17 protein-coding genes are annotated in these 23,343 nt (G+C 33.8%); 11 read left to right on the plus strand and 6 right to left on the minus strand.

Annotated elements, in window-relative coordinates:
- Window positions 1–18 precede the first annotated feature (18 nt).
- Entirely contained in the window at window positions 19–645 is a 627-nt protein-coding gene (locus tag V1468_RS06365) for a hypothetical protein (protein WP_331809401.1), read from the plus strand.
- A 438-nt stretch (window positions 646–1,083) separates the two neighbouring features.
- On the plus strand, window positions 1,084–2,760 hold the full coding sequence (locus V1468_RS06370; protein WP_331809402.1) for an amidase family protein: 1,677 nt from the start codon (window positions 1,084–1,086) through the stop codon (window positions 2,758–2,760).
- Here the strand turns inward: V1468_RS06370 and V1468_RS06375 are convergent.
- Complete coding sequence (locus V1468_RS06375; RefSeq protein ID WP_331809403.1) at window positions 2,757–3,836, minus strand: serine hydrolase domain-containing protein; 1,080 nt, start codon at window positions 3,834–3,836, stop codon at window positions 2,757–2,759. The genes V1468_RS06370 and V1468_RS06375 overlap by 4 nt on opposite strands.
- Before the next feature lie 83 nt (window positions 3,837–3,919).
- On the opposite strand from V1468_RS06375, the gene rimO reads away from it, so the two are divergent.
- Window positions 3,920–5,224 carry a 30S ribosomal protein S12 methylthiotransferase RimO gene (gene rimO / locus V1468_RS06380; RefSeq protein ID WP_331809404.1) on the plus strand — a complete coding sequence of 435 codons (1,305 nt, stop codon included), beginning with the start codon at window positions 3,920–3,922 and terminating at the stop codon, window positions 5,222–5,224.
- A gap of 15 nt (window positions 5,225–5,239) precedes the next feature.
- Here rimO and V1468_RS06385 read toward each other — a convergent pair whose 3' ends face one another.
- From V1468_RS06385 to V1468_RS06400, 4 genes are all read right to left on the minus strand, one after another.
- Entirely contained in the window at window positions 5,240–5,587 is a 348-nt protein-coding gene (locus V1468_RS06385) for a hypothetical protein (RefSeq protein WP_331809405.1), read from the minus strand.
- A 193-nt stretch (window positions 5,588–5,780) separates the two neighbouring features.
- On the minus strand, window positions 5,781–6,152 hold the full coding sequence (locus V1468_RS06390; protein ID WP_331809406.1) for a VOC family protein: 372 nt from the start codon (window positions 6,150–6,152) through the stop codon (window positions 5,781–5,783).
- 12 nt (window positions 6,153–6,164) lie between these two features.
- Complete coding sequence (locus tag V1468_RS06395) at window positions 6,165–9,008, minus strand: M16 family metallopeptidase (protein WP_331809407.1); 2,844 nt, start codon at window positions 9,006–9,008, stop codon at window positions 6,165–6,167.
- A 22-nt stretch (window positions 9,009–9,030) separates the two neighbouring features.
- Window positions 9,031–11,511 (minus strand): M14 family zinc carboxypeptidase, encoded by a 2,481-nt coding sequence (locus tag V1468_RS06400; RefSeq protein ID WP_331809408.1) that lies wholly within the window; start codon window positions 11,509–11,511, stop codon window positions 9,031–9,033.
- Window positions 11,512–11,628: 117 nt separating this feature from the next.
- On the opposite strand from V1468_RS06400, the gene bshC reads away from it, so the two are divergent.
- From bshC to yidC, 8 genes are all read left to right on the plus strand, one after another.
- Complete coding sequence (gene bshC, locus V1468_RS06405) at window positions 11,629–13,230, plus strand: bacillithiol biosynthesis cysteine-adding enzyme BshC (protein WP_331809409.1); 1,602 nt, start codon at window positions 11,629–11,631, stop codon at window positions 13,228–13,230.
- A 75-nt stretch (window positions 13,231–13,305) separates the two neighbouring features.
- On the plus strand, window positions 13,306–14,841 hold the full coding sequence (gene guaA / locus V1468_RS06410; protein WP_331809410.1) for a glutamine-hydrolyzing GMP synthase: 1,536 nt from the start codon (window positions 13,306–13,308) through the stop codon (window positions 14,839–14,841).
- A gap of 62 nt (window positions 14,842–14,903) precedes the next feature.
- Window positions 14,904–16,808, plus strand: a complete 1,905-nt coding sequence (locus tag V1468_RS06415; RefSeq protein ID WP_331809411.1) for a LysM peptidoglycan-binding domain-containing protein — start codon at window positions 14,904–14,906, stop codon at window positions 16,806–16,808.
- Between the two features lie 3 nt (window positions 16,809–16,811).
- A complete protein-coding gene (locus V1468_RS06420; protein WP_331809412.1) occupies window positions 16,812–17,213 on the plus strand; it encodes an OsmC family protein in 402 nt (133 codons plus the stop codon).
- On the plus strand, window positions 17,214–17,759 hold the full coding sequence (locus V1468_RS06425) for a DUF922 domain-containing protein (protein WP_331809413.1): 546 nt from the start codon (window positions 17,214–17,216) through the stop codon (window positions 17,757–17,759). It abuts the gene before it with no gap.
- A 1-nt stretch (window position 17,760) separates the two neighbouring features.
- Window positions 17,761–18,006 carry a DUF3820 family protein gene (locus V1468_RS06430; RefSeq protein WP_331809414.1) on the plus strand — a complete coding sequence of 82 codons (246 nt, stop codon included), beginning with the start codon at window positions 17,761–17,763 and terminating at the stop codon, window positions 18,004–18,006.
- Window positions 18,007–18,095: 89 nt separating this feature from the next.
- Window positions 18,096–19,712, plus strand: coding sequence for a CTP synthase (locus tag V1468_RS06435; protein WP_331809415.1), 1,617 nt, complete (start codon window positions 18,096–18,098; stop codon window positions 19,710–19,712).
- Between the two features lie 88 nt (window positions 19,713–19,800).
- Window positions 19,801–21,705, plus strand: a complete 1,905-nt coding sequence (gene yidC / locus V1468_RS06440; RefSeq protein WP_331809416.1) for a membrane protein insertase YidC — start codon at window positions 19,801–19,803, stop codon at window positions 21,703–21,705.
- 132 nt (window positions 21,706–21,837) lie between these two features.
- Here the strand turns inward: yidC and V1468_RS06445 are convergent, their stop codons facing one another.
- Window positions 21,838–23,286, minus strand: coding sequence for a fasciclin domain-containing protein (locus tag V1468_RS06445; protein ID WP_331809417.1), 1,449 nt, complete (start codon window positions 23,284–23,286; stop codon window positions 21,838–21,840).
- Window positions 23,287–23,343 lie beyond the last annotated feature (57 nt).

Below are 23,343 nucleotides of genomic sequence, written 5' to 3' on the forward strand. Positions count from 1 at the left end.
AGTGGTATTTTCATAAAAATGAATTTTTACTCACTTTTAAATATAGAGCATACTTCAAATCTTGATATACCAAGTGCTAAAAAAATTGAGCTTATTCTAAATGAAATTCTAAGTCCGCAACTAAACCAATTAGGTTATAGTAATAAGTCAAAGAAGTACATCTGGCAAACGGAATACAATCCTGCTGGAATTAAAAAAATAATTCAATTTACTTATAGAGGTACAACAGGAAACTTTTTTGTTGGAACCAATTTTAGATTCATTCCTTTCATTACTCAGAACAAGAAGTTGGCTTTTTATAACCATAAACTTCATGCGTTAGAGAGCAGTTCCTATTTTGATGATATGCCTATATCCTTGTGGAATGAAACATTTTTTAGAAAAAGCTTAAAGAAATATTTAGATAAAAATTTACCGAGAATATTAACTTTTTTAAATAATCTTGAAACCTTGGAGTCTAATATTGGTTTAGTTGAAAGACAGTTGAATAGTGGTAAATTTCATTATGCAATTCAAGATCCAAATCTTAAATATGTCTTAGCCTATCTGTATAATGAACAAGGAAATATAGATGATTCAAAAAAAATGAAAACATTGTTTTTAAAAGAGTTTACTGATTTTGACAGTCAAATTTTTAAAAATTGACTAAAGCCAATTCAGTATTTAATTAAGTTCGCTTGAAGTAAGGAAACAATTAATGAAAAATAAAACTCAAACAGATTCCAATAAAGTTTCCAGAATCATCACCATAATAAACTTAATTGTTTCTTCGATAATTGTATTAGGCGGACTTCGGAATATTTTGACAAATGCTTTAAATGCATATAATCATAAGCTAATTCCTAACTACTTATTTTTCTATTCCTCGTTTGTACCATTTATAAGCACTACATTTTTTACAATAATATTTTTATGTTCAATTCGCATATTGCGAAATAAAACATATACCATACAAAAAGCCACTTTTTTACTAGGATTTATAGTTCTTTACACAATTTTTGCAAGTAATATCTTTGAATTTTTGATGTATATCAATCCTTTTGGGTCATAATTGTTTTCGTATTTTTATAAAAAATACAGACTATGCGCTACATCCTATCACTATTAGTTTTATTATTAATTTTCTCTTGTAAAGATGAAAAGGCTCGAGAAGCCAGAGAGCCAATTTCAAAATCAGAAACAGTAGAAACTACAAAAGCAACTGATGATGATTCAGGATTAAGTGCCATTTCTACTAAAGATTTCAGAGAGTTTAAAGTTTTGGATTCAAAAAATCTAACTAAAGCTGAAATTTGGGCAGAAATCAATCCACAGATGGAAGACTTTACAGAGTCTGACTATAATCGCTTAAAGCCTTATATCTTAGAAAGAGATATACCAACGCTTCAAAAAAATATTGCAATTGGAGATCTTAATTATGAAAAATTAGTAAAATTTTATTTATACCGAATAAGAAAATTTGATAGAGAAAATCCGTTATCATTAAATTCCGTAATTTCTATTAATCCAGAAGTAATTCAACAAGCTAAGATAGCAGACAAAACTAATTTCATTCAAGATCCGCATCCTATTTTTGGCATGCCAATACTTTTAAAAGATAATATTAATGCTAAAGGTATGGCAACAACGGCAGGAGCAGTAGCTTTAAAAGATAATGTTACTGATGATGCGTTTATTGTGAAGCAATTAAAATCAAAAGGTGCTTTAATCTTAGGTAAAGCAAACCTAAGTGAGTGGGCTTATTTCTTTTGTGGAGAATGTCCTAGTGGGTATTCTGCGATTGGTGGCCAAACCTTAAATCCTTATGGAAGACGCACAATAGACACTGGTGGCTCAAGTTCTGGTAGTGGAGTAGCTGCTTCTGCAAATTTTGCGGCAGCAACCATTGGTAGCGAAACCGCAGGTTCTATATTGTCTCCAGCAAGTCAGAATTCGGTAGTTGGCTTAAAACCTACCATTGGTTTGGTAAGTCGTAGTGGAATTGTGCCAATTTCTTCAACTTTAGATACAGCAGGTCCAATCACCAGAACGGTTACAGACAACGCTATAGTTTTAGATGCAATATATGGTGAAGACAAGTCTGATTCTAAATCAATCTATGCGTTATGGGAGCCAGGATTTTATACCAAAGATTTAAAGATTGCAATTGTAAGAGGTAAACGCTTTGGTGCTCCAAAACGCTTGTTGGAAGATTCTTTGTATACAAAGGCTTTAGACGTTTTAAGACAGCAAGGAGCTGAAATTGTTGAGATAGATGAAGAGCAATTAGGTTTGCCAAACTTTATAAACCTTCTTAATCTCGATATGAAAAAGGATTTACCAGCTTATGTGGATGCTCATGCCAATAAAAATATTCCAATTAGAACAATTTCTGATGTCATAGAATTCAATCTAAAAGATTCTATTAAAATCATGCCTTATGGACAAAGTTTATTTAAAGGTATTGTTGCTGATAAAGGTAATTCTGAATACTTAGTAAGAATTAAAGACACTTTAAGTCGAAATGGTAAACAATATTTTAACTTACCAATGCAAAAACACAATCTAGATGGCTTTTTATCTATAAATAATTATCATGCGGCATTTGCTGCTGTGGCAGAATATCCTGCTATTACAGTTCCAATGGGTTATACGGATAAAGGTGTGCCAAAAGGTTTAACGTTTATAGCTAAACGACTTCAGGAAAAACAATTGTTAGAATGGGCTTATGTCTATGAGCAAGCATCTAAAGCGCGAGTTGCACCAAAAAAGTATAATTAATTGGTTAAGGCATTAATCTTTTCCCACAATTCATTATCAAAATTTGAGAGTGCAAAGTTTTCATCATCTGCAGCATCTCCCATTCTTATAATTACCAATTTTTTACTTGGTACTACATAAATTTTTTGATCATTTTTTCCAAGTGCAGCGTACATATCTTCAGGTGCATTGGGAATAAGTTCATCAGGAAATTGAATTTGAGATTGTGGTAATCTGTAAGAAGATTTTCCGTTTAACCACCACATATAACCATAAGATAGATTAAGATTTTGAGATGTGTTAACGGCATCATTTAAAAAGCTTTCGGGTATTATTTGTTCACTTTCCCATTTTCCATCTGCATAGACTAACAATCCAAATCTAGCCATACTTCGTGTTGTACTCCAATAGACACTAAAATCACCTGTTTGAATCCATGCGCCAGACATACCAATTTTGTTCTTCAATTTATTATCAAAATAACTTGACCAATCCTGTCCGCTAGCTGTTGCAACAATATCTTGAAGTTTTACATAAACATTATGATAAGCCCAACGTGTGCCAGCATCAGCTAAGTATTGTAAATTTTCAGGTTCTACACCATCACCTGCGCTGTCATCCAAACCAGAAGACATTGATAATAAATGCTTGCAGGTAATCAGATTTTCTTTTTCTAAAGGTGCACTTGTCCATCCTGTGCCTAAATAATCAGAGGCTTTATCATTTATATCTAATAAACCTTCATTTTCAGCAATACCAGTCATAGCTGTAGTTAATGTTTTTCCTGCACTTGCGCAATACCATGGAGATGTACTAGAGTGGCCATCGAAATAAGCTTCAATCACTATTTTACCTTCGTGTAATACCATAAAGCTTTTAGTATTCTTGTTTTCTAGATAATCTAGAAGTGGCTGTAATTCTGTCTCATTCCAATCTAGTTCTGATATGGATTTTGTTTCCCAAGTATCAGAATTTAAAGGTGGAAAGTAAATAGCCTCATTTTGAGGATCAGAATCTTTGGGTGAGTCATCGTCGCTAGAGCAAGATACTATAGTTAATAAACCAAAAAATACAAGTACTATTTTTGGTAATTTCATGGTTAAGTTTTTATATAAGACACATAAATATACAAAAGGTTTAATTTCCGTTGTATCTTTGCAAACTGAATTTACGATAAGGCATGAGAACTAAAACACTGAAGAAGAATAGAATTAATGTTGTAACACTTGGTTGTAGTAAGAATGTTTACGACAGCGAAGTCTTAATGGGACAGCTTAAAGCTAGCGGTAAAGATGTAGTGCACGAGCAAGAAGGAAATGTTGTTGTTATAAATACCTGTGGTTTTATAAACAATGCCAAAGAAGAAAGTGTGAATACTATTTTGCATTACATGCAAGAAAAAGAAGAAGGCAATGTAGATAAAGTGTTTGTCACTGGTTGTTTGAGTGAGCGTTACAAGCCAGATTTGGAGAAGGAAATTCCAAACGTAGATCAGTATTTTGGTACAACAGAATTACCAGGTTTACTTAAAGCTTTGGGTGCAGATTATAAGCACGAATTAATAGGTGAGCGCTTAACCACAACACCAAAAAACTATGCCTATTTAAAAATTGCTGAAGGTTGTGATAGACCATGTAGTTTTTGTGCTATTCCTTTAATGAGAGGAAAACATAAAAGTACACCAATTGAAGATTTGGTTATTGAAGCAGAAAAATTAGCGGCTTCTGGTGTAAAGGAATTGATTATTATTGCACAAGATTTAACTTATTACGGACTCGATTTATATAAAAAAAGAAACCTTGCAGAATTACTTGAAAATCTTGTAAAAGTTGAAGGCATAGAATGGATACGCTTGCATTATGCATTCCCAACGGGTTTTCCGATGGATGTGTTAGATATAATGAAGCGTGAGTCTAAGATTTGTAATTATTTAGACATTCCGTTGCAACACATTTCAGATTCTATTTTAAAAAGTATGCGTCGTGGTACTACACAGGCCAAAACCACAAAACTTTTGAAAGATTTTAGAGCTAAAGTGCCTGAAATGACTATAAGAACAACCTTAATTGTTGGTTATCCTGGAGAAACAGAAGAGGATTTTCAAACTTTAAAACAGTGGGTAAAAGATATGCGCTTTGAGCGTTTGGGTTGCTTCACATACTCTCATGAGGAAAATACACATGCCTATAACCTTGAAGACGATGTGCCAGAAGATGTAAAACTTCAACGTGCTAATGAGATTATGGAAATTCAATCTCAGATTTCTTGGGAACTTAATCAGGCAAAAATAGGTAAAGAGTTTAAAGTGGTTATTGACAGAAAAGAAGGCAATTACTTTGTGGGCCGTACAGAATTTGATTCGCCAGATGTAGACAATGAGGTCTTAGTAGATGCTTCAAAAACCTATCTAAAAACAGGAGAATTTACTACAATAAAAGTAACAGAAGCTGAAGATTTTGACTTATATGGCGAGGTTGTTCTATAATTAATAACCAATTAACTATTTAGTTGGGAAACTATTAACGTAAGCAAAACTCTGCTCAAAATATTTGACCATTATAGGTTTGTTGTTCCATAGTGATTCTGGTGCTAAGACGTAATCCTTCATTTTTGCACCATAAGAATAGTAATGACCTGTGTCGTATTGTTCCATAAATTTAGTAGCTTCTTCTTTTGGTAGCCGAATACCAATTTCACCAGCCTTATTCAATAAGGTAAACATATAACCATTAGATGATGTGTAAATCATTTTTTTACCCTTTCGCTCAAAACCGTTACATGATTCTACAATAGTATCGTAAATCTTTAATGAGTCTTCCCAAGTCATTTTTAATTTCTTATTGTTCATTTTATTGAATTCGTCACTTCGAGTGATTCTGAGATTATCGAAATCAAAATATATTTTGATTGAAGATACTTAAGCAAAGCTTAAGGAATTGTATCGAGAAGCATTTAGTTAAGTTGTTCTCGATACAAATTTTTCTCATTCTAATCGAAAAATCCACTCGAACTGACGTCTGAAATTATATTGAATATACAATTTATATATGTTGATCTACTAAAATAGCATTGCCATCAGGGTCTAAAACTACAAAACTTGCAGGTCCTGTTGTAGATTCGTCGGCTTCGTTGGTAAAAGAAATTCCTTTAGATTTTAAATGTTTTTGAATATCACGAACATCATTATATTCTTCTAACGTGCTGGCATCTTGATCCCAACCAGGATTAAAGGTTAAAATATTATTTTCAAACATACCTTGAAACAAACCTATCAGCGTAGATTCATTTTTCATGATGAGGTAGTTTTTCTCTAAATCTCCTGCAAATACTTTAAATCCTAAAGTTTCATAAAATTCTTTTGAGACTTTGATATCTTTTACTGAAAGACTAACAGAGAACGCGCCTAGTTTCATGTTTTAATACTTTTATTCTAAATTTTCTTTACTTTCATTTAATAACACAGGCTTCCCAAAACCTAAAGCTTCTAATTTATCTAATTGTGTTTCTGCATCACCAACAATGAGGTAAATCATTTGGTTAGGCTTAATATAGCTTTCAATTAATGCTTTAACGTCTTCAACGGTCATGTTTTTTACTATAGCTTCACGTTGTTTAGCATAGTCATCAGATAGACCATAATTACTAATACTACTCAGCATATCTAATTTAGCACTAAGTGTCTCAAAGGCTCTTGCAGTACTTTTTATAGTGAAACCTTTAGTAACTTCTAAATCTTTTTCGTTATAGTTTTTACCATAATTCTCTAGAATTTCTTTTACTAATGCAGCAGATTCATAAGTTACATTACTTCGTACACCACTACTAATAACAAACTCTCCTTTATTTGCAGTACCATTAAATCGAGATCTTATTCCATATGTATAGCCTTTTCCTTCTCTTAACTCTTGTGTTAATTGTGACGCAAAACTACCACCTCCCAAACGGTAATTCATTACGGAAGCAGGATAATAATCTTTGTGTGTAGCTTTTAGTGCAGGATACCCAAAACGGATTACAGATTGTTTTGCTCCAGGCACATCATAAAAGTATACAGTTGATTTTTCAGGATATAATGGTAGGGCCAATTCAGGAATAGTAATGTCCTTTGGTTGCCAATTTGCATCAATTTTGCTTAAAGCATTAACAACATCAGCTTCTGAAATAGCACCTACAATATGAAAATTGGCAAGTTGCGGAGATAAGTTTTTATTGTAATAATCTTTTAAATCCATTATATCTATACTATTTACTGAAGCTTCAGTGCCATTGTTATTGTAAGCTAAAATATTATTATTACCATAAAGTAATTTTGAAAACTCATCAGAAGCTATTGAGTTAGGATTCGCTTTACTACGCTGAATACTGCTAATTGTACTCTGTTTTAAAAGTTCAAATTCTGTTTCGTCCCAGCGAGGTTCTAATAATATTTCAGTTACTAATTCTAGTGTTTTGTCAAAATGTTTAGAAAGTGTAGTGCCCGAAATGATAATATTTTCTTCTGTCGCATAGCTATAAATACTCGCTCCAATACTTTCTATTGCATTCTCTAACTCTTCTGTGGTTTTGTTTTTTGTGCCTTTTGTCATTAGTTCAGCCAAAAGGTTAGAAACACCAACTTTGTTTTTGTTTTCTAATAGTAAACCTCCAGCAATCTGAATTTCAAATTGAACAAGGGGAACCTCATTGTTTTCAATTCCGTATACTTTAATACCAGAGTCTAGATCTTTTTTCCAAACTGTTGGTATATTTAACTCAGGACTTGGGCCATAAGGTGGTTCTATACTTCTGTCGAAACTACTAGGTGTTTTTTCATAAGTAGCAGCTATGCTAGCATCAAAGGTTTCTTCAGCGCCTTCAATGATTTTTTCTTCTTTAATTGTAGCCAGTTGAGAGTTATCTAAAACTAAATTCTTTTGACCTTTAGGGACGAAGCTAGTTGCTACAAAATTCTTGTCTTTTATATATGTATTGTAAACTCTCATTACGTCTTCTGGTGTTACGGCAAGTATGTTTTTAACATCCTGATTAATAAAACCTGGGTCTCCTGTGAAAATCTCGTATTGTGCTAACTGAAACCCTTTGCCTAAAACACTAGATAAGCCTCGATAGAAATCTGTTTCTTGTCCGGCTTTAATTCTATTCAGGTCTTCTTCAGAAATACCATTTAGTTCAAAATCTTTTAATCCATCTTTTATTGCAGAAGCAACAGCGTTTAAGTCGGTTTGGTTAAATGCAGTTACAGTAAGCATTAGTTGTCCTGCTAATTCTGAGTTGTATTGATAAAATGATACATTATCAGTAAGTTTTTCATCATTAATCAGCACTTTGTTTAATGGTGCTTTTTTTCCATTTGATAAATAGTTGGTAAGTACACTTAATGCATAGGAATCCTTATCATATTCTGGTACACCTGGCCAAGTCATGGTGAGTCTTGGTGCTCTAGCAAAATTGTCTTCGTAGAATAAACGTTTTGAAGACTTTAAAGTTACAGGTTGTTTTTCTAATTTAGGAATAGCTTCACCTCTTGGAATTTCATCAAAATATTTTTTAACCCAGGCTTTTGTCTGTTCCACATCAATATCTCCAGCAATTGTTAATGTTACATTGTTTGGTACATACCAGCGTCTAAAAAATTCTTTAACGTCTTCTAAGGTTGCGTTTTGTAAATCTTCAAGAGAACCTATAACTTCCCAACTGTAAGGGTGACCTTCAGGATACAAATTACTATTGATAACAGCAAAATTATGACCATAAGGTTGATTGTCTACACGTTGACGTTTTTCGTTCTTAACGACTTGTTTTTCTTTTGCTAAAACAGGTTCTGTAACGGTGTTGATAAAGAAACCGAGTTTATCGGCTTCTGCCCAGATCATTTTTTCTAAAGCATCTTTTGGTACGGTTTGAAAATAATTGGTTCTATCTCTGTTTGTTGAACCATTAGCTCCAGAACCTCCAATACGAGCACTCATTTGGTCGAGTCCTCCTTTGCCTAAGTTTTCGGATTCTAAAAATAATAAGTGTTCAAAAAGGTGAGCAAAACCTGTTCTGCCTTCCTTTTCTCTTGCAGAACCTACATGTGCTGTTAACGCTACTGCTGCAACAGGATCTGATCGGTCTACATGAAGTATGACTTGTAAGCCGTTGTCTAAAGTGAATTTTTCAAAATCAACTTTAAATTCTGGTGTGGTTTCTTTGGTTTGGTTTTGTTTACAAGCTGATATAGCTATTAAAACGAATAAATTTAGAAATAAGGATTTAATTTGTTTCATAATGTATTTTGATTGATGATAATTATAATTCGTAAGCATTATTGTTCACAAAGAAAACGGAGTTCACCAAGAATAATTTTCCGTTTTCCCAAAAACTTCTAAATAAGGTATTATCCACAAAGTAGATGAAACTACCATTACCTTTGCGTTCTTCACCAAAAACTAAAGTGTTATCTAAATTGGCTAAAGCATCTTTACCAGCAAAACCAGAATAGACTTTAGTGTCAGATAAATGTCCAACGTTGTAGCCGCTACTCAATAAATCATAAGCAGAACTTCCTAGTTTTAAAGTAAAGTAGTCGTTGTTATAACCAAAAGCCATTGGGTGTGTGTTGTCTATTTTAGTTTTAAAAATAGCACCAGTAATAAGGTTATTGGTGTACTCGCGCTCGCGCTCAGCATAAGGTGTTAGATTGTCATTACTGCTATTGTTGTCTGACGATTTATATTTTAAACTAAAACCATCTTTGCCAGCAAAACTTCTAAGAGCTCCGTCGATGGCAATGACTTTTCCTCCAGCTTGTACCCAATCATTAATTTTCTTCATATTATTCTCATTAAGTACACTTCCATAATAGCCGTTTGGAATGATAAGAACATTGTATTTGTTGAGGTTGGTTCTGCTTAAATTGTCTGTATTGATAGACGTTAAAGGATAATGTAATTGCTGTTCAAAGAAATGCCAGATTTCACCATAACTCAAAGACGATGTGCCTTCTCCAGATAGTACGGCGACTTTTTGTTTGTTTACAAGTTTAATGTCTGGAGAGCCAATATCTGGAGTAGTTTGAGAAAATCCTGAGTTGATTTGAGTTAAGTGCTGTTTATGTTTCTGCTTGATTTGATTTAGAGTCCCAAGAAAATCTTCAAGGTGTTTATTATCTCCTTTTGTGATTATTAGAGAACCTCTATCAAATTTTTCACCATTAGAAGCAAATGGTTTTTCAGTAAATCTTACTTTAAAATCATGCTTTAGTAAATCTGCTAAAAACTGAGCGTCTTTTAATGAGTTCCATTTGCTTACGTAGCCATAAGCTTTGGATAATACAGTCTGCATTTTGCCTTCGTAAGTCTTAGTACTGCTGACTTTAGACGTGCTGGCAATGGCATCTAAACCGTAAGCATATGGTACAGACCAAGCCGTAATATCATAAGTTAGTGAGTCGTTTAATTTGGCGTTAGGCTCAAACAAAACTTTAACCATTTTGCCTTTTGGTTGATTGGTGTGAATTACTAGAGAATTGGCATCAACCGACATAGTGCCTTGTTTGCCAGTGGCATAATCATAACCTGAAACTTTCCCATTATTGGTATTTTCGTATTTAATGTCATGTTTGCTTAACAAGCTTTTAAGGTTGTTCAGTTTGTCTTGGTTGCCTTTCACTACATAGCTTTTATATTTTAAATCACTATTGTCAAAGAATTTTGCAAACTCAGTATTTAGTTGTTTTGCATTTTTTGAAGCAATTTCAACCGTTGAAAGTCCTGTAACTGTATGGTGCGTCAAACGCTCTACCAAAGTGAGTACATGACCTTCATCGTTTAAAATACCTAAGCCAGACATACCATGACCACCTTGTTCGTAGGTCATTCCAATGGCTCCCATATATGTAGGGTAGGTGTCACCATAACTTGGATAAAACAAATCGAAACGTTCTCTGGTAAAGAATAACCAACCTTCAGCATCAAAATACTTAGCGTGGTTTTTACCAATTTGAGTCTGAAAATCACGTTGCCAATCGCTAATAATTTCATGGAATGGTTCTGCAGCTGGTGCAAAATAATAGGGCTCATTAGGACCTTGCTCATGAAAATCGACATGAATATGAGGCATCCATTTATTATAAACTTTTAAACGTTCTTGAGTTTCAATTTGTGTTGCCCAAGCCCAATCTCTATTTAAATCAAATAAGTAATGGTTTGGTCGTCCTCCTGGCCAAGGTTCTTTGTGCTCACTCGCTTGCTGGTCAATGTCATAAGGCGTGCTTTTGGTTTCGTTATACCAGTTTACATAACGATCGCGACCATCTGGATTAATACCAGGATCTATAATAACTACAGTGTTTTCTAACAATTCTTTTCGTTCTGTGAGTAGTTTGTATAGTGTTAGCATAGCAGCTTCAGAACTCGACGCTTCGTTACCATGTACGTTGTAGCTTAGCCAAACAATAGCAACATCAGTGTTGGTTGGGTTGCCTTCTAAAAGTCCAGTATTTTTTAAGTTGTTCTCACGGATTGTTTCGAGGTTTTCTATGTTTTCTTCAGAAGAAATGTAAGCTAATACAAGTGCTCTGCGCTCATTTGTAGTTCCGTATTGTTCAACTTTTACATTATTTGGAACAGCCTCAGCAACCGTTTTAAAATAATCAACAACTTGATGGTGACGACTAAATTGTGTGCCAATTTTATACCCTAAAAATGCGCTAGGTGATTGAAGATTTTGAGCCGTTGTTAAGGTAAAGCAACCAAGAACGACCAATACGACTAAAAGAATTTTTTGCATTAAATACGATGTTTTTTGTTTGAAAGCTAGTAAAGATAGTTCGTGAAATTGAATTAACTAAAAATTAGCAGTTAAAAAATAGAAGTAGCTTATCTTTATGCCATAATTATGATTTTTATGCCAACTGACTGTATTCCGTTTAGAGCAACCGGATATTTCTCTGATTTTATTTGCGATTATTTAGATCAAAAACCTGAGCTTAAACCATTATATAATCGTTTCCCAACTTTAGAAAACTTTAAAGCACAGATTGAAGAAAAGCGCCATTCAGAACATGTTTCAGAATCTAGTCGAAAGGTGCTTTCTGAAACTTTGGTAAATCAATATGCTAATATTGAAGCTTCAGAATTAACCCTAAATAATATTGAAAGCTTAAAATCGGAGAATACATTTACCATTACAACAGGCCATCAGTTAAATTTGTTTACAGGACCTTTATATTTTCTGTATAAGATTATTTCAACTATAAATCTTACTGAAGAATTAAAATCAGAATATCCTGATTACAATTTTGTACCAGTATATTGGATGGCATCTGAAGATCATGATTTTGATGAAATCAATTACTTCAATTACAAAGGCAAAAAGATTCAGTGGAATTCGAATCAAACAGGTGCTGTTGGTCATTTTAATACAAAAGGATTAGAGGATGTATATGAGGTTGTTGCGGCAGAATTTGGGTCAGGGAAATTTGCTGAACAACTAAAAGTTTGGTTCAAAAATGCTTATCTCAATCACAATAATTTAGCAGATGCCACACGATACTTGACAAATGAGATTTTTGGTGACTATGGATTGGTAATTATTGATGCAGACGACAGAGAGTTGAAGCGTTTGTTTATACCACAAATGCAAAAAGAATTGGTTGAGCAACCAGCTTTTAAAACAGTTTCAGAAACCAATAAAACCTTGGAAGATTTAGGGTTGAAAATTCAAGTAAATCCTAGGGAGATTAACTTATTTTATATTCATGATGGTTTGCGTGAACGTATTGTTGAGATAGATGGTATGTTTTCGGTTTTGGATTCACAATTTCAGTGGACTAAAGAAGAATTGATAGCGCATCTGAATGAATATCCAGAACGTTTTTCGCCAAATGTAATAATGCGACCTTTATATCAGGAAGTGATTTTACCAAATTTATGTTACATAGGTGGCGGAGGAGAAATGATTTATTGGTTACAGATAAAATCTAATTTTGAAGCGCAAGATGTTACGTTTCCTATGTTGTTACTAAGAAATTCTGCTTTAGTAAAAACAAAAAAACAAGCTGAAAAATTGGAGAAACTCAATATTTCTGATGCTGATTTATTTTTGAAAAGAAGCACCTTTATAAATAAAAAGGTAAGACAGATTTCTAATATTGATATTGATTTTTCGGATCAGATAAAACATTTAGAACAGCAGTTTGAGGGTTTATTCAAATTGGCAGAACAAACAGATAAATCGTTTTTAGGTGCGGTAAAAGCTCAAGAAGTAAAGCAAATAAAAGGTTTGAAACATCTTGAAAAACGTTTGCTTAAAGCACAAAAGCGAAAGTTAAAAGATGAAATAGAACGCTGTACAGACTTACAAGAGCAATTATTTCCAGGACAAAGTCTACAAGAACGAAATACAAATTTCTCTGAGTTGTACTTAGAATTTGGTGATGATTTAATATCTGAATTGAAGAAAGCCATGCAACCACTTAAAAATGAATTCACGATAATTACTTTGTAAATAAGTCGTTAAAAAAATATCTAAAAAAGTTGACAACTCAAATCTTCAATGTGAGCGCATTTGTTATTTTTGCACATGCTACACAACAAAGTCCTTATTTTAGATTTCGGATCGCAGTACACACAGCTTATTGCGCGCCGCGTTAGAGAGTTGAATATCTATTGTGAAATTCATCCATTCAATAAAATTCCTTCAGATTCAGACAGCTTTAAGGCTGTAATTTTATCTGGTAGTCCAAATTCCGTTAGAGGCGAAGATGTACTTCATCCAGACCTTTCAAATATTAGAGGTAAAAAGCCTATGCTTGCCGTTTGCTATGGTGCGCAGTATTTGGCACATTTCTCAGGAGGAGAAGTGGCTGAATCTAGTACTAGAGAGTATGGTAGAGCAAATCTGGCATTCATAAAAAGTGATGAAGATTTTTTCGAAAATATTCATGAAGGTAGTCAAGTATGGATGAGCCATAGTGATACTATTAAAAAATTACCAGAAGGTGGCGTTTTACTAGCAAGTACCGAAGATGTAGCAAATGCTGCATACAAAATTGAAGGTGAGGATACTTATGCGATTCAGTTTCACCCAGAAGTGTACCACTCAACAGATGGCCATCAATTACTTCAAAATTTCTTAGTTAAAATAGCTAAGGTCAATCAAGATTGGACACCAAACGCATTTGTAGAAGAGACTGTTGAAGAGCTTAAAGAAAAACTTGGTAACGATAAAGTAGTATTAGGTTTATCTGGTGGTGTGGATTCTTCAGTAGCTGCTATGCTGTTGCATAAAGCTATAGGTGAAAATCTGTATTGCATCTTTGTAAATAACGGTTTACTTCGTAAAAATGAATTCGAAGATGTATTGCATCAATACGAAGGCATGGGATTAAACGTTAAAGGAGTAGATGCTTCGGCACGCTTTTTGGATGCCTTAGCAGGAAAGAGCGATCCAGAGGAAAAACGTAAAACCATTGGTCGTGTTTTTATTGAGGTTTTTGATGATGAAGCTCATCTTATACAAGATGTAAAATGGCTGGCACAAGGAACCATATATCCAGATGTTATAGAAAGTGTTTCTGCAACAGGAGGACCAAGTGCAACAATAAAAAGTCATCATAATGTTGGTGGTTTGCCAGACTTTATGAAACTAAAGGTTGTTGAGCCTTTAAAGGCATTATTTAAAGATGAAGTAAGGCGTGTTGGTGCTTCGATGAATATGGATTCGCACTTATTAGGTCGTCATCCATTTCCAGGTCCAGGATTAGCAATTCGTATTCTTGGAGATCTAACTCGTGAGAAAGTTCGTATATTACAAGAAGTAGATGCTATTTTTATTAATAACCTACGTTCTTGGAATTTGTACGACAAAGTATGGCAAGCAGGTGCAATGTTATTACCAGTTAATAGTGTAGGTGTAATGGGAGATGAACGTACCTATGAAAAATGTGTGGCATTAAGAGCTGTTGAGAGTACGGACGGTATGACGGCAGATTGGGTAAATTTACCATATGAGTTTTTGCAAAAAACCTCAAATGAAATTATAAATAAAGTAAAAGGTGTTAACAGAGTGGTATACGATATTAGTTCTAAACCACCTGCAACAATAGAATGGGAATAAAATAGTGACGTTATAGTTGATTTTGTTTCTAAAAAAAAACAGGAAAAGCTAAATAAAAATAAATGAAGAAATTAATAACCGTTATAGTAATCATTTTAGGTCTTAATCTAAGTGCTCAAAACTATATTGAGCATAAGATAAAAGAAGGCGAAACCATTGAGAGTATTTCAAAAAAGTACTTGGTAACACCTTATGATATTTATGCTTTAAATCCTGATGCAAAAACTAAATTTCAGACTAACACGGTTTTAATTATCCCAAATTCAAAAATTAAAAATGAGCCTATTAATGAGGAGTCAAAAGAATTAATAGGTTATAAAACACATAAAGTAAAGCGCAAAGAGACACTATACGGCTTATCAAAAAAGTATGGAGTTTCAGAAGACGACATAAAAAAGGCTAATCGCTTTCTGTATTCCGAGAATCTCAAGAAAGGAGATAAAATTAGAATACCTAGATATAAAACGTTTGTGTCTAAAGTAAGTCTTAAAAACACAGTTAAAAAGTATAAAGTTCAACCTAAAGAAGGAAAATGGCGTGTCGCATATAAATTTGGAATTACTGTTGAAGAACTTGAAGCTTTAAATCCAAATATGAAACCTATTCTACAGCCAGGAGATGAACTTAATGTGCCTAATATTGAAGACAACGATGAAAAACCTATTGAAGCAGAGTACGATTATTATGAAGTACTACCAAAAGAAGGTTTTTATAGGCTAAAAATAAAAACAGGGCTTACACAAGAAGAATTAGAAAACCTAAATCCAGAGTTAAAAGAAAGTGGTTTAAAAGCAGGTATGGTTTTAAAAATACCGGCTACTGCAGAAGTGACTTCAGGATTAACAGATGTAGAAACTACTAAGCTAGCGTCTAAAATCAAAAACTATGAGGTTAAAAAAATAGCATTAATGCTGCCTTATCGTCTGCATAGAATTGATGTAGATTCTGTTGAAGAAGCAAAAGAGCAGATAAAAAACAATAAATTGTTATCTACTATTTTAGATTTTCATGTCGGTGTAAGAATGGCCTTAGATTCTGCGAAGCAACTAGGAATTTCTACGGACTTAAAAGTTTTTGATACCGAATATCAACCATCAACAGTAAGTAAGATACTTTCAGAAAATGATTTCTCAGATTATGATGCTGTTATTGGACCTTTACAAGAAAAGAATTTCGATAGAGTTGCAAATAGTTTAAGAAGTGATAGAGTTCCTGTTATAGCAGCATTAAACAAGCCAAAAGAAGTTTATGCTAATGTGTTTCAGACCATTCCAGAGGATAAATTATTGCAAAAAGCCATGGTAGACTTTATTAAGGCAGATAGTTTAAAATCTAAAGTGGTTGTTATTGCAGATCAGTCTCACAAAGCTGTTAGCGAAATGCTTAAAAGAGAATTCCCTACAGCAACTCAGATTTACTCACAAAAGAGTAAAAAGACAGGTAAGGATGCACATTTTATTTACCCTGTTCAATTAGAAAATGTTTTTAAACCAGGAAAGACTATAGTGTTTTTGGAGACTAACAATGGTGCTTTCGCATCAAGTGTTATAAGTATGCTTAATGCATTAGTTGTTGATAAAACGGAAATAGTTTTAGTAACTCTAGATAGAAATAAAGCTTTTGAAGGAAAGGACATTGATAATAATAATTTATCTAACCTTAAATTTCATTACCCATCAATTAGAAAGGAATTTGATGAGTCTAAATCAAAAGGTTTTGTAAGCGCTTACAAAGAGAAATTTGGTGTTTCACCTAGTAAGTATGCAGCTCGTGGTTTTGATGTAACTTTAGACATATTGTTGCGTCTTGCTACTGATGATAATTTATATGAAGCTTCTAATGAGGTTTTTGAAACTGAATATATAGAAAACAAATTTAGGTATACAAAATCATTGTACGGTGGTTATGCTAATGAAGCCGTATATATAGTAAAGTATGATAACCTAAGAATCATTGAAGCTAACTAATCTATGACTTCTAAAGTAACTTATCTCGGTAATCTTAGAACAGAAAGTACACATATAAAGTCTGGTAATACATTTATAACAGACGCACCAACAGACAATAATGGTAAAGGAAAAGCGTTTTCTCCTACAGATACTGTTGCTACAGGATTAGCAAGTTGTATGTTAACGGTTATGGGTATAAAGGCCAGAGATTTGGATGTTGATATGTCTGGTGCAACCGCAGAGGTTACTAAAACTATGGCTAGTAATCCAAGACGTATCTCTAAAATTAAGGTGATTCTCAATTTTCCGTTTAAGGCAGATAACAAGACTCAAAAAGTTTTAGAGCATACTGCAAATACTTGTCCTGTACATTACAGTTTACATCCAGATATCGAAAGAGATATTACTTTTAACTGGCAATAAATGCAGATAAAGCATCTTATATTTTTAGTTTTTTTATGCTTTGTTGGAAACTCTTCTAATGATGAAACTATTAAATGGAGTGATACCAAAAAGCTAACGTGGGAAGATTTTAAAGGTAATCCAAATCCTCATTCTGATGCAGTAGCATTAACAGCCTCTGGTATTACTTTCGGATATTCAGTAAAAACATCCGGAAAACGTATCATTGATTATTCAACCTCAGTAGAAGCTCATTTTTATCCAAACAAGTCTTGGTATCTTTCTGAAAAAGCAGACGATCACATCCTGGCGCATGAGCAATTGCATTTTGATATTACGGAACTTTATGTAAGAAAGTTTAGAGAGCAGTTAGAGCGTTTGGTTGTTAACCAAAATATAAAGATTCAGATGAATCAGATTCATGTAGCAATTAATGAGGCTTTAGATAATACTCAGAAAGTTTATGACGAGCAAACCAACCATTCTATAAATATTGATGCCCAAAACTACTGGGAAAACTACATTAAAGAAGAGCTTAAGAAGTTAGAAAAATATAAGTCGCAATAAGTTGGAAGGAAATAAAGAAGCACTTATAGAACTTGCCCATTATAAAATGCCTTTTGGGAAATATAAAGGCGAATATTTAGTAGATATCCCAGAGTATTACTACACTTGGTTTAAACAGAAAGGATTCCCTGAAGGAAAACTGGGCAGAATGATGATTCAAATGCACGACATAAAAATCAATGGCCTAGAAGAATTGATTTATACCATTAGACGCGATTTTTCCAAACAAAAATTCCCAAACAAATAAGGTTAAGAAAAGTCTGTTGATATTCGCAGAGTTTTAATTGCACATAAGCAAATTTTTATTGTAAATTTGCCTGCGTTTAACAACGTAACATGACCACAAACCCTAAGTATATTTTTGTAACAGGCGGAGTGTCTTCTTCACTAGGAAAGGGCATTATCGCTGCATCTCTCGCCAAATTATTACAAGCCCAAGGTTACAGAACTACCATTCAAAAATTAGATCCATATATTAATATAGATCCAGGTACATTAAATCCATATGAGCATGGAGAGTGCTATGTCACAGATGATGGTGCAGAAACCGATTTAGATTTGGGGCATTACGAGCGTTTTCTTAATGTACCAACATCACAAGCTAATAACGTTACAACTGGTAGAATTTACCAGAGTGTTATTGATAAGGAACGTCGTGGTGAATTCTTAGGAAAAACAGTTCAGGTTATTCCTCATATCACAGATGAAATTAAACATAGAATTCAAATTCTTGGTAATTCTGGAGATTATGATATTGTAATTACAGAGATTGGTGGTACAGTAGGAGATATTGAGTCCTTACCATATATCGAAGCAGTACGTCAATTACAGTGGGATTTAGGAGAGCATAATGCTTTGGTTATTCATTTAACGTTAATTCCTTATTTATCAGCTGCTGGCGAATTAAAAACAAAACCAACTCAGCACAGTGTTAAGACGCTAATGGAAAGTGGTGTACATGCTGATATTTTGGTATGTAGAACGGAGCATGAATTACAAGAAGGCTTAAAAGAGAAACTAGCACGTTTTTGTAATGTAAAAAAAGAAGCCGTTATCCAATCTATTGACGCTTCAACAATTTATGATGTGCCAAATTTAATGCTGGACGAAGGTTTGGATAAAGTTGTGCTTCAAAAGCTAGATCTTAAAAGTGATGTGCCAAACTTAGACCGTTGGAATGAGTTTTTAAAACGCCATAAAAACCCAAAAAGTGAAGTTACTATCGGTTTAATTGGAAAATATGTAGAACTTCAGGATTCCTATAAATCTATATTAGAAGCTTTTATTCATGCAGGCGCAGAGAACGAAGTAAAAGTTAATGTAGAGCCAATTCATTCAGAATTTTTGAATGAAGATAATATAGATTTTAAGCTTGGTCATTTAGATGGTGTTTTGGTAGCACCAGGATTTGGTGAGCGTGGTATCGAAGGTAAAATTGATGCGGTTAGGTTTGTAAGAGAAAACAATATTCCATTTTTAGGCATCTGTCTAGGAATGCAAATGGCTGTTATAGAATATGCCAGAAACGTTCTTAATCTAAACAATGCTAATTCTTTAGAAATGGATGAGCATACACCACATCCTGTTATTAACCTTATGGAATCTCAGAAAGATGTTGTTAATAAAGGTGGTACTATGCGTTTAGGTGCCTGGGATTGCGATATTGCTGAAGGAAGTATTGCACATAAAGTTTATGGTACAACAAATATAAAAGAACGTCACAGACATCGTTTTGAATTTAATGATAACTATAAAGAACAGATTGAGGCTGCTGGTATGAAAGCTACAGGATTAAACCCAGAAACTGGACTTGTAGAAATTGTAGAAATACCAGAACACAATTGGTTTGTTGGCGTACAATATCACCCAGAATATAAAAGTACAGTTGCTAATCCACACCCTTTATTTGTGGCATTTGTAAAAGCAGCATTAAAATACAAGAAGAAAAAGTAATATGCCACTTTGGCGTAAAACGAAATTTGGATTGCTTTTTGGGATACCCAAAGCATTAATCAATCAATCGTAGCGTACGAACTAAATTATGGAAGAAAAGAAACTCGATGTTAAATCAATAATAGGATTCGTTCTTATTTTTGGAATCCTGGTGTATATGATGTATCAAAATGCACCAACACCAGAGGAGGTTGAAGCACAAAAGAAAGCTGAGCAAGAGCAAGTTGAAGCAGAGAAAAAGAATAGTAAGCAAAACGAAGCGGTTGTAACTACTTCAGAAGATTACAGTAGCACCCAAGTTGTAGATTCAACACAACGTGCTGCACTTCAAAATAAATTAGGAGCAATATCTTATGCTTCTACCTTACCAGGTTCTGAGTTTACAACTGTAGAAACTGATGTTTTTAGCTTAAAATTTAAAAGAAAAGGTGGTCATTTAGCTGAGGTAAAGCTTAAAAAGTTTGTAGACTACGATTCAGTACCTGTTTACCTTGTTAAAGACAATAATAGTGATTTTAACATCACATTTAGTACTACAGATAGCCGTACGCACAACACTAAAGATCATCCGTTTCAACCAAGTGTAACTAAAAGTGGTGATAATACGGTTGTATCTATGAAGCTTAAATTTTCTGAAACGGAATATTTAGAGTATAGATATGAGTTAAAACCAGATGATTACATGATTGACTTTTCAATCAAGTCTCAAGGTTTAAGTGGAGTATTTAATACTTCTCAGCCAATTACTTTAGATTGGAAACAAAAGGGAATTAGACATGCTAAGAGTATTAGCTATGAAAACCGCTATACGCGTTTAACATACATGCACGAAGAAGATCGTGTAGAAAAGTTATCTCAAATGGGAGATGATGAAGAAACGGTTGAAGATGTAGAGTGGTTATCATACAGACAACACTTTTTTAGTTCAATTTTAGTTGCTAATGACAAGCCGTTTTCTAAAGCAGAATTAACTTCTCAAAATTTAGTAGAAGATGAAGAGGTAGATTCGCTTTATACAAAGTTATACACCTCAAAAATGCCTTTAGCGTATAATGGAGGTGAGGTAAGCAAAAGTTTAGGTCTATACTATGGGCCAACTGACGCTAAGGTATTAAAGGCTTACGATAAGAATTTACAAGAAAGTATACCTTTTGGATGGGGAATTTTTGGATGGATAAATAAAGCATTATTTATCCCATTATTCGGATGGTTAAGTAGCATGTTACCTTACGGTATTGCTATTATTGTAATGACAATTTTAGTAAAACTAATGTTGTCTTTTGTACAATACAAGCAGTTCTTGTCTCAGGCTAAAATGAAAATTTTAAAGCCAGAATTAGAAGCCATTAGAGAAAAGTACAAAGACAATAAGTTAAAAGCACAGCAAGAAACTATGGCGTTGCAGAGTAAGGCAGGCGCAAGCCCTCTAAGTGGTTGTTTACCTGGGTTAATGCAAATTCCTGTGTTCTATGCGTTGTTTATGTTCTTCCCAACAGCGTTCGATTTAAGACAAAAAAGTTTCCTTTGGGCAGACGATTTAAGTTCTTATGATTCTATTGCTGATTTACCATTCAATATACCATTTTATGGAGATCACGTAGCATTATTCCCAATATTAGCTGCTATTGCTATTTTCTTCTATATGAAGATGACCACAGGACAACAAACTGCTATGCAAGGACCACCACAAGAAGGCATGCCAGATATGAGTAAGATGATGAAGTACATGATTTACTTTTCACCATTATTAATGTTAATTTTCTTTAATAACTATGCTTCTGGTTTAAGTTTATATTATTTTATTTCTAACTTAATTAGTATTGGTATTATGTTAGTGATTAAGAACTATATAATCGATGAAAAGAAGGTGTTGGCTAAAATAGAAGTAAGTAAGAGTAAGCCTAAAAAGCAAAGTAAGTTTCAGAAAAAAATGGCTGAAATGATGGAGCAAGCAGAGCAACAAAAAAAGGCACAGCAGAAACGTAAAAAGTAAAAGTCTTATATGCAAGATTAACTTTTATAAATAAATGAATAATCAAAAAACCCAGACCATATGGTCTGGGTTTTTTACTACTAACTAAATCAATCAATATAAAAATGAGGTAATCAGCCTCGCTTTTTCTTTTTAATTTGAGGATGGTAACATTACTTTATTTAATACGTGAATAACACCATTTCCTGCTTGTACATCAACAGCTACTATTCCAACATCAGTGTTTCCTGCTCCATCTTCTACATCTGCAATCGCTCCATTAGTACTAGGCAAAGTAATTATTATATCATCTCCTTGTAGTGTTGGTAAGGTAGTTGCTCCACTAGGATTAAGATCTCCAGAAACTGCATTCCCAGCAGTAGAGACATGATGTGCTAAGACACTATTCAAGAGTGTGTCATCCAAATCAGCTACTGTAGCACCATCTAATAAGTCTGCAAATGCTTGGTTGTTTGGCGCAAATACAGTAAAAGGTCCATCGCCTTGAAGTGTAGGAATGTACATTGGATTAGCACTACTTCCGTCTGCCTCAGATAATGCCGCTACTAAATTGCTAAAATTAGGGTCTGCCAAAGCAAATGTTACAACAGTTGGAACATCAATAACAGCGTCTACAACATGTATAACACCATTTGTTCCTACGATATCAGTGGCAGCTACTTTTGGACCTCCATTGATAACCACGTCATCACCAACATTAAAATATAGACTTAAGTTTGTCGCATCATTATCAACTAAATCTGTTGGGCCGTTAGCTAAAGTTTTCTGATATCCTGCACCTGCATTTACTAAATCAGTAGCAACAATAAAGTCATCAATTACATGATTTAAAAGAATGCTAGATAATGCATTAGAATTTGGATTTGTAAAGTTACCAAAGGCAGTATTGTCTGGTGCAAATACAGTAAAGGGACCATCGGCTTGTAAAGCACCTACTAAATTTTCTGATCCTAAAGCACCAGTTAAGGATGTGAAATTATCATTATTTAAAGCATGGTCTACAATATCAGGTAATCCAATTACGGCATCAACTATGTGAATAATGCCATTAGATGCCATTACATCTGGAGTAGTTACATCAGCACCAATACCATCAACAACATCAGAACCACCATTAAGTTCAACAACACCGTTGTCAACATTATAATAAAGACTAATAGTAGATCCATCAACTGGTCCAGGTGAAGCCGTCGAAGCGTATCCAGAGCCAGCACTAATTAAGGTTGAAGCAGGAATCTCTTGTCCAACTATAACGTGGTTTAATAAAATATTAGTAACCAATTCTTCTTGTTCTGGAGTTAAACTATTAAGGTTTAAACCAGTAGCGTTCAATAAATCATCGAATGCCTCATTTGTTGGGGCAAATACTGTAAATGGACCAGCTCCTTGTAACGTAGTTACTAAATCCGTCGCTTCTAATGCAGCAGCTAAAGAAGTAAAACCATTTGCCAAAGCAACATCTACAATTGTGTTAGACTGCGGATTGCTAACATTGTTGTCATCATCGTCACTACATCCAGTTACACCTAAAACCAATAGAAATACTGTAAGTAATTTGAAAGTTTTTGAAATAATTTTCATTTTTTTGAGTTTTTAAATTGTTCAACATTACACAAACTTGGTTAGTTTGTTTAACGA

This window comes from Winogradskyella poriferorum (genome assembly GCF_036553625.1).
Lineage (GTDB): Bacteria > Bacteroidota > Bacteroidia > Flavobacteriales > Flavobacteriaceae > Winogradskyella > Winogradskyella poriferorum.

Bases quoted from the DNA above. Each gene is read 5' to 3' on its own strand.
- V1468_RS06365 (WP_331809401.1), top strand. From the start codon at position 19: ATGAATTTTTACTCACTTTTAAATATAGAGCATACTTCAAATCTTGAT.
- V1468_RS06370 (WP_331809402.1), top strand. From the start codon at position 1,084: ATGCGCTACATCCTATCACTATTAGTTTTATTATTAATTTTCTCTTGT.
- V1468_RS06375 (WP_331809403.1), bottom strand. From the start codon at position 3,836: ATGAAATTACCAAAAATAGTACTTGTATTTTTTGGTTTATTAACTATA.
- rimO (WP_331809404.1), top strand. From the start codon at position 3,920: ATGAGAACTAAAACACTGAAGAAGAATAGAATTAATGTTGTAACACTT.
- V1468_RS06385 (WP_331809405.1), bottom strand. From the start codon at position 5,587: ATGAACAATAAGAAATTAAAAATGACTTGGGAAGACTCATTAAAGATT.
- V1468_RS06390 (WP_331809406.1), bottom strand. From the start codon at position 6,152: ATGAAACTAGGCGCGTTCTCTGTTAGTCTTTCAGTAAAAGATATCAAA.
- V1468_RS06395 (WP_331809407.1), bottom strand. From the start codon at position 9,008: ATGAAACAAATTAAATCCTTATTTCTAAATTTATTCGTTTTAATAGCT.
- V1468_RS06400 (WP_331809408.1), bottom strand. From the start codon at position 11,511: ATGCAAAAAATTCTTTTAGTCGTATTGGTCGTTCTTGGTTGCTTTACC.
- bshC (WP_331809409.1), top strand. From the start codon at position 11,629: ATGCCAACTGACTGTATTCCGTTTAGAGCAACCGGATATTTCTCTGAT.
- guaA (WP_331809410.1), top strand. From the start codon at position 13,306: ATGCTACACAACAAAGTCCTTATTTTAGATTTCGGATCGCAGTACACA.
- V1468_RS06415 (WP_331809411.1), top strand. From the start codon at position 14,904: ATGAAGAAATTAATAACCGTTATAGTAATCATTTTAGGTCTTAATCTA.
- V1468_RS06420 (WP_331809412.1), top strand. From the start codon at position 16,812: ATGACTTCTAAAGTAACTTATCTCGGTAATCTTAGAACAGAAAGTACA.
- V1468_RS06425 (WP_331809413.1), top strand. From the start codon at position 17,214: ATGCAGATAAAGCATCTTATATTTTTAGTTTTTTTATGCTTTGTTGGA.
- V1468_RS06435 (WP_331809415.1), top strand. From the start codon at position 18,096: ATGACCACAAACCCTAAGTATATTTTTGTAACAGGCGGAGTGTCTTCT.
- yidC (WP_331809416.1), top strand. From the start codon at position 19,801: ATGGAAGAAAAGAAACTCGATGTTAAATCAATAATAGGATTCGTTCTT.
- V1468_RS06445 (WP_331809417.1), bottom strand. From the start codon at position 23,286: ATGAAAATTATTTCAAAAACTTTCAAATTACTTACAGTATTTCTATTG.